General features: G+C 43.1%; 9 protein-coding genes. All 9 read right to left on the bottom strand.

Annotation, left to right across the window (positions count from 1 at the left end; all coding sequences use genetic code 11):
• The coding region (locus JXA84_06255) for an NAD(+)/NADH kinase (GenBank protein MBN1150806.1) at positions 1-276 on the bottom strand (276 nt) is incomplete at its 3' end.
• Positions 277-294: 18 nt separating this feature from the next.
• Positions 295-1,143: a peptide chain release factor N(5)-glutamine methyltransferase gene (gene prmC, locus JXA84_06250; GenBank protein ID MBN1150805.1), complete on the bottom strand. Its 849-nt coding sequence runs from the start codon at positions 1,141-1,143 to the stop codon at positions 295-297.
• Positions 1,144-1,147: 4 nt separating this feature from the next.
• Positions 1,148-2,239, bottom strand: coding sequence for a peptide chain release factor 1 (gene prfA, locus JXA84_06245; protein MBN1150804.1), 1,092 nt, complete (start codon positions 2,237-2,239; stop codon positions 1,148-1,150).
• Positions 2,229-3,128 (bottom strand): DUF1385 domain-containing protein, encoded by a 900-nt coding sequence (locus JXA84_06240; protein ID MBN1150803.1) that lies wholly within the window; start codon positions 3,126-3,128, stop codon positions 2,229-2,231. The genes prfA and JXA84_06240 overlap by 11 nt, the downstream gene beginning before the upstream one ends.
• A gap of 4 nt (positions 3,129-3,132) precedes the next feature.
• Positions 3,133-3,540 carry a hypothetical protein gene (locus JXA84_06235; GenBank protein MBN1150802.1) on the bottom strand — a complete coding sequence of 136 codons (408 nt, stop codon included), beginning with the start codon at positions 3,538-3,540 and terminating at the stop codon, positions 3,133-3,135.
• 2 nt (positions 3,541-3,542) lie between these two features.
• Positions 3,543-4,187, bottom strand: coding sequence for a Crp/Fnr family transcriptional regulator (locus JXA84_06230; GenBank protein MBN1150801.1), 645 nt, complete (start codon positions 4,185-4,187; stop codon positions 3,543-3,545).
• An 84-nt stretch (positions 4,188-4,271) separates the two neighbouring features.
• The gene (locus JXA84_06225) at positions 4,272-5,168 is read right to left on the bottom strand and encodes a bifunctional enoyl-CoA hydratase/phosphate acetyltransferase (GenBank protein ID MBN1150800.1); all 897 of its coding nucleotides are present in this window, start codon (positions 5,166-5,168) and stop codon (positions 4,272-4,274) included.
• Between the two features lie 35 nt (positions 5,169-5,203).
• Positions 5,204-6,628 (bottom strand): 2-oxoacid:acceptor oxidoreductase family protein, encoded by a 1,425-nt coding sequence (locus JXA84_06220; protein MBN1150799.1) that lies wholly within the window; start codon positions 6,626-6,628, stop codon positions 5,204-5,206.
• Positions 6,625-7,683 (bottom strand): 3-methyl-2-oxobutanoate dehydrogenase subunit VorB, encoded by a 1,059-nt coding sequence (locus JXA84_06215; protein ID MBN1150798.1) that lies wholly within the window; start codon positions 7,681-7,683, stop codon positions 6,625-6,627. Before JXA84_06215 ends, JXA84_06220 begins: the two co-directional genes overlap by 4 nt.
• Positions 7,684-7,693: the final 10 nt, after the last annotated feature.

Below are 7,693 nucleotides of genomic sequence, written 5' to 3'. Positions count from 1 at the left end.
TGAATTTTCAGTGTCTTCAGCTTTTATGTCGGCAAGAAAACCTAAATTTCCCAGGTTGATGCCGAGAATAGGGACGTCTTTATCTATAACTGATCTTGCCGCCTTCAGCATAGTCCCGTCCCCTCCAAGAGATATGACGAGATCTTCACCTGCACGGGGGGTTTCACCGAAGACGGTTTTGACGTTTGCCCTCAGAAAAAATGATTTTATCTGTTCAATAACTTTTTTGTAGTCTTTTTTCGGATTGGCCAATATTCTGACGAGCTCAAAATCCATGTCTGTCTCTGTTAAAATTCATTTTTGGGCTATAACCATTCTTTTTATTCCCGAAAGGTCTTTTTCGAAATTGATGGAATTAAAACCCGATCCCTTCAGTATTCCGTAGGCCTGGTTGTATTGACCGAAACCTATTTCCGAGATCAGAAAAGAGCCCTTTGGGAGTATTTCACTTGATTGTCTGACAAACCTCCCAAAAACGTCTAAGCCGTTTTCACCTCCGTCAAGAGCTTCTCTGGGCTCATGCATTCTGACTTCCGGGTCCAGATCCGCTATAGATTGTGAAGGGATGTAAGGAGGATTGGCAATTATGGCAATTAGGGACTCGTTTTTTTTAAAAGAGAGCAGTATGTCAGTTCTGATTATTGATATTCTACCTGAACAGTCCGCATAAAGGGAGATGTTTTTTTTCTGCCAATCTATTGCGTCCTGTGATTTCTCAACGGATATTACATCAATTTCCGGCAAGCGGGAAGCGAGATACAGTGATAGAATCCCTGATCCTGAAAAACAATCGATTACTTTCCCCTTGCGGTTTCTCAGGATTGTTTCAGCTTTTTGGGCTAGTAGCTCGGTCTCCGGTCGTGGTATAAAAACACCAGGGCCTAAAAGAATTCTCAAGCCCATGAAATTGTCCTCTCCTGCGATGTATTGTCTCGGAATTCTTTTTGCTCTTTTTTCGATATATTCGCAGTATAGAATAATATTTTCGGGTTTTACAAAAGTATTCTTTCTTTCCAGGAGTATATCCGGTTTCGTCTTTAAAACTTTTGACAAAAGAAATACCGCCTCGTCAAAAGGGGGCTCTACACCTGAATTCTCCAATTTTACCGAGCCGTTTTCCAACAGCTCTGATATTGTCTTCATAAAACTATAAGCCCGAGGCAATTATTCTATTTTTGAATTCGTTCTGAATCAGAGGGGAAACGATCAAATCCAAATTGCCGTCGAGAATTTCTTCTAATCTGTGTATAGAAAAGTTTATTCTGTGATCCGTCACCCTTTTCTGTGGGTAATTGTAAGTCCTTATTCTCTCGCTCCTGTCTCCTGTGCCGACCTGCGATTTTCTTTGGTTTGAAATTTTGGCGGTCTCCTCTTTTAACTTTGAATCGTATAGCCTGGCTTTTAGGACTTTATAAGCTTTTTCCCTATTTTTGAGTTGGCTTCTTTCGTCTTGGCAGACAACCGCCAAACCGGTGGGGATATACGTGAGTCTGACGGCTGTTGAAAGCTTGTTGACGTTTTGCCCCCCGGGACCGGAGGAATGAAAAAAATCCATCTTGATATCTTTTGGGTCAATCTGGATATCGACTTCTTCTGGTTCGGGAAGTATCGCGATGGTGATAGTCGAGGTGTGGATCCTACCGCCTGATTCGGTCGCTGGAACTCTTTGAACCCTGTGTACGCCCGATTCAAACCTCATCTTTTTAAAGACATTTTTACCCGTGATTGAAAAGACACACTCTTTTATGCCCCCAAGCTCAGTTTTGTTCATGTCGATTAGGTCAAATTTCCAAAAATTCAATTCTGAATACCTCTGATACATCCTGAACATGTCCTGGGCAAAAAGGGCTGCTTCCTCGCCGCCGGCGGCGGGTCTAATTTCAACAATGATGTTTTTTGAATCGAGAGGATCTTTTGGTAGCAGGTAAAGAGCCATTTTTTCGTTTTTTTGTTTTATAGCTTGTTCTATTTCGAACTTTTCATTTTCCGCCAATTCGACCATTTCCGGTTCATCCTCAGTAGAGATAACAGACTCTATATCGATTAACTTGTTTTTTAATATCTCGATCTCATGGTCAAGTTCGATAATCGGATCTATTTCAGATTTTTCTCGAAGAAGTTTCAAATATTTCTTCTGGTCTTGGAAAACAAGAGGGTCGGAAATCTCCTGGGTGATAGATCTATGTTTCGTTTTGTACTTTTCGATGAAGCCAGTTAAATCGACCTGTTCAAACTGCATCGCCATGCTCCTCGATGGAAGCTTTGAGCGCGTCAATGCTGACTTCCATCTGTTCGATGTCCGGGGTTTTTGTCGTCAGTTTTTGCATTATCAAACCCGGAAAAACGAGAATTTTGAAAAAGGGGTTGTTCATGTGGTTTGATCCGAATCGATTGAATTCATAAGCTAATCCAGCTATGAAAGGAATATACAAAACATGAACCGCAGTTCGGATGAGAGGAGTGTTGGACAGAGAGAAGATATTGAAAATAAACGTGTCGAAGATAGCGCTGAAAATAATTGCGAAAACGACTGTTACAAGTATCAAACTCGTTCCGCATCGAGGGTGTTCTTTGCCGAATTTTATCGCGTTTTCAGGGGTCAACTCCTGCCCTGATTCATAACAATAAATCGCTTTGTGCTCCGCTCCGTGATACTGAAAAACTCTTTTGACGTCTTTTAAAAAAGAGATTCCCGCCACGTAGAGTATAAAGAATACAAGCCTTAATGATCCGACGATGAGGTTGAGAAGGAATTGATTGTCTTTGTAAATATTAGGAAACGAGTATTTTGTTATTATCAGAGGTAAACTGAAAAAAAACAAAAGAGCGAAGGCCAGAGAAAAAAACATTATAAAATCGTCTTTCCAAGATTTTTTTTGATCTTTCATAAGAAGCTGAGAAGAAAGATCAAGAGCTCTGTACCCGAGCAGTAGGGTCTCAAAAAGGACTATGAAACCTCTTATGACCGGAAGCCTTGCGAAAGAATTTTTGTCGAGTGCTGATTTTCTTTTCCAACTCTTAGTGATTATTTCACCGTTTTCCTGACGTACAGCGAGCCCCCAGCTTTTTGGTGTAATCATCATAACGCCTTCTAAAATCGCCTGCCCGCCAACTTTGATTTTGTCCATAAAGTCAATCCCTGAGGATGGTTATAGTGTCAAACGCTGTATCGGAAATTCCGTCGGGATTTGCTATTTCGAGAGAGATAACCTTGAGCAGGGGAAAAGTTTGATTTGTGTCGAGGTTATATACAACTGTTGGAGGAGAGTTTAAAATCGCTTGTAACCCTGTCCAGTTGCACCAGATGCTTGAATCCTGCCCGAAGAAAAAATCCCAGCTCACTCTAGCCCATAAATTGTCTGAGGACAACCCGGCGCAAAAACTTCCTGATGCGTCAACCGTGAATTCAGCGCTTGAAATGTATGCGCTTTCAGGTGTGACTTTTAAAGACGCAAAAGGTTTAGGATAAGGCTCAAGTGGGTCTTTACTGCAGGATTGCAGTGTCAACCCCAGAAGAATTGCAAAAATACACTTATTCACGGTTAATTTTCGCTTTCAAATCTCGTCTTGAGTTTTATGTATCTTATGAATTCCTTCAACTTTTCGGTGTCGACAAGCATCTTTTCACCCTCGAGTTTTATCACTTCGGATTCCTTGAGGTTTTCGATGATTTTTTTCGCCAAAGTATCTTTTATTCCTACCCCCGCGGCTATTGTCTTGGCGTCGATATCTATTTGAACGACGCTGTTTTCATCCTTTTTTTCCGCAAAACTCTGGGCTTTGTTCAATAGAACGGTCGCGAATCGCAGTTCATCGTCCGGTATCGCCAAGAGTTTGAACTGGTTTGATGTTGTTCTCAATCTTGAAATAAGCTCGTTTACGACAAATTCTATGAATGGATTCTTTCTTATATGCGAGACGAAAGCTTCTTTGTCGAAAATTATCAATTCGACATCGGTATAAGCTTCAGCCGCCGCCGATCTGGGGGACTGGTCGAGTATAGCCATTTCACCGAAAAAATTCCCTTCTTTTAAAATCGCGAGAGTGTGCTGAACTCTTCCAGTGTGCTTGTATATTCTTACTTCGCCGGATTTTATCAAATACATTTCGCTGCCGATTTCGCCTTCGCTGAATATCAGGTCGCCTTTTTTGAATGTCAAAATATTTTCCGCTGCTTCGTTTTTCATTGGAAGTTCACCCGTTTTTATAAAAGGTTTGATTATCGGTCAACCCAGTCCCAAAATCAACACGCATTATAAATTTGCCTGATTTCACGACAGTAAAGCTCCCAGGGCGATTGAATTTAGTTTTGTCTCGGGTTCGTCGGATCTTGAAAGCATTACGACCGGCTTGGAGGTTCCCAATATCGAACCGGCTGCTTTGGCTCCTGCGAAGTATATAAGTGATTTTGCGAGCATGTTGCCAGCCGCCATCGAAGGCACGAGAAGGACATCAGAGTCACCTGCGATTGGAGATTTAATGCCTTTATGATTCGCCGATTTTTCAGAAACGGCTACGTCGATCGCCAGAGGTCCGTCGACGACGCAATTTTTTATCTGTCCTGAAGAATTCATCTTGCTCATCTGAGCGGCGTCGAGGGTCTCAGGTTGTTTTTCTGAAATTGTTTCCACCCCGGCGAGAACGGCAATTTTTGGAGATTCTATATCCAATTTGCCGCACAGAAAAAGTGAGTTTTCTAAAATTTTAATTTTCGTCGACAGGTCTGGGTGTTCATTCATTCCTCCGTCTGTGATGATCAGAAGTTTGTGGTATGAAGGGAGAGAGAGAATGGCGGCATGAGAGAGGAGCCCGGTCGACCTCAATCCAATTTCTTTGTCTAGGACCGCTTTTAAAAACAGCGAAGTGGAGAGCAAACCTTTCATCAGAAAATCGTTTTCGCCGGAGCTGACAGATCTGACCGCATCCCTTGCGGCTTGGTTTTGATCGAGAGCATTCACTATTTCTAAATTATCGGGGTCAAAACCGTATTCTTCGAGCAAATATAGTATTTTCTTCTTGTCTCCGAAAAGAACGGGGGAAGTAAGGCCAATTTCAACGGATTCAGCGACAGCTCTGAGTATGTTTTCATCTTCAGCGCAGGCTACCGCCAACCGCTTTTTCCCAGTTGAAAGCGACTTTTTTACAAGTTCTTCCATTGTTCTGACCATTACGTCCCTCCAGAAATGAATGTGTCCTCAAAAGGTCATTTGACCAAACTTATTCCTTTGTCTATTGCCTTTTTGTTGACTTCGATCAGGTTTTCTCTCGTGATGTGTTTTTTGAAAGCGTCGAATATCGCCTTTTTGTCAATCATCCCGGTCAAACCAATCAAAGCTCCGAGGATCAGCGTATTTGTGACTTTTGTGTTTTTTAGTTCTTTGTCGGCTATGTCTGCAAAAGGCTGTGCGAAGACTTGTACGTCTTTTCTCGAGACTCCTTTTTTGACCAATGTTGTGTCTATTATTATCAGCCCTTGGTCTGACACTTCTTTCTCAAACCTTTCAAGAGAAGGTTGGTTCATCGCAATCAAGATATCGGGTTTGTCGACACTCGGATTTGATATTTTACCGTTTTTTATGACCACGTGACAATTAGCTGTTCCGCCTCTCATCTCGGGTCCGTAAGAAGGAATCCATGTCGCTTCTTTTCCAGTGAGCATTGCGGATTCTGCAAGAAGAAGTCCAAGCATGAGTATTCCCTGGCCTCCGAAACCGGCTATTTTGACTTTGGGTTCTTCGAATATTTCCTTTTTCGGTTTTGACCTCGGGTAAGACTCAATCCTCCGGTCGAGATCGAGAGCTTGTACAATTTTTTCCTTGTCCCAAACTCGCTTGGTGATTTCTTTTGTTTTTCTTTCAGAATAGACATCTTTGTAAACGCCTACGGGAAAATAAGGGAGTTGGTTTTCTTTTATCCATTTTAGGGCATCGACAGGAGAAACCTTCCAGCCGGATGGACACATGGATAGTATTTCGACAAATGAAAAACCTTTGTTTTCAATCTGTATCTGCAGGGCTTTCCTTATCGCTTGCCTCGCTTTGTTTCTATGGGCGGTGTCGTGCAGACTCACTCGTTCGACATACACAGGACTCTCAAGTTGAGATAGGATTTCAGACATCTTGAGAGGATGCCCTTCGTTGAATGCATTTCTGCCGTAAGGTGAAGTGGTGGTTTTTTGCCCGATGAGAGTCGTCGGAGCCATTTGTCCGCCGGTCATTCCATAGATGCTGTTGTTGACAAAAAAGACCGTTATGCTTTCTCCTCTGTTGGCGGCGTGCAGTATCTCGTTTCCGCCTATAGCCGCGAGGTCTCCGTCTCCCTGATAGCTTATGACAATAGATTCGGGTTTGGATCTTTTTATTCCTGTAGCCACTGCCGGCGCTCTGCCGTGGGCAGCCTGCTGGTGACCGCAGTCGAAATAATAATAACCGAAAACACTGCATCCCACAGGGCTGACCCAAACTGTTTTTTCGCCAATGTTGAAATCTTCGATCGCTTCAGCTATATATTTGTGAACGATTCCGTGTCCGCATCCCGGACAGTAATGTGTCGTTTTTTTGTCGGGGCTCGGGTTTCTGAAAAAATCATCGTAAAATCCTTTGGGTTTTCTGTAAACTTTCTGCATCAATTCCTCCCCATAATTTTTTTAACCTTTTGGAGAATTTCAGTCGACGTCGGAACTATGCCGCCCATTCTCGTGTATGAGTGAATCCCTTTTTTGCAGTTTGCCTGAAGTTTGACATCTTCGAATAGCTGTCCATCCGACATTTCGACGACAAGGATGTCTCTTGTTTTTTCTGCCAATTCGACAAGTCTTTTATTTGGGAACGGCCAAAGAGTGATAGGCCTGAAAAGGCCCGCTTTTATTCCTTCTTTTCGAGCGATTTCAACCACTTCCATGAGAACTCTTGAAGTTATGCCGTAACCGACAAGGAGTATTTCAGCGTCTTGAACCATGTATTCTTCATGCATGGTTTCGTTTTCTTGAATTTTCTTGAACTTGGAGAGGAGCCTATTGATGTGATCTTCCATTTCCAAAGGTTCCAAGTATATTGAATTTATTATGCTCCTCATGGTTTCTTTAGTCCCATGAGTAGCCCATGGCTTTTTGGGCTGATCTTTTTGAGGCAATGGATCCGGGAAATCGACAGGCTCCATCATTTGACCGATAAACGCGTCGGATAAAAGAACCACGGGAGTTCTGTATTTATCAGAGAGTTCAAGCCCTTTTATAGTCAGGTCGCACATCTCCTGGGCTGAATTCGGAGCGAGGACAATAAGCTTGTAAGACCCGTGTCCACCGCCTTTTACGGATTGGTTGTAGTCAGCCTGTTCGGGCGCTATGTTGCCGAGTCCAGGTCCGGCTCTTTGCACGTTGACTATCAAACACGGCACTTCAGATCCAACCGCGTAAGAAATACCTTCCTGCATAAGGCTTATTCCGGGACCGGAACTGGCAGTCATAGTTCGAACTCCGGCTCCTCCCGATCCATAGAGCATATTTATAGAGGCGACTTCGCTTTCCGCTTGTAGGAAAACCCTGTTGAGTTTCGGGAAATAGAGAGCGGCTCCTTCGGCAATTTCAGAAGCCGGGGTTATTGGGTATCCGAAATAAGTTTCGGCGCCCGCCAGAATTGCCGCTTTTACAACGGCGTAATTTCCTTTGATCAATTCTTTTGCCATAACGAAACTC

It is taken from the genome of candidate division WOR-3 bacterium (assembly GCA_016926475.1).
Lineage (GTDB): Bacteria > SDB-A > SDB-A > SDB-A > SDB-A > JAFGIG01.
This window is presented reverse-complemented; position numbering and strand designations above follow the sequence as displayed.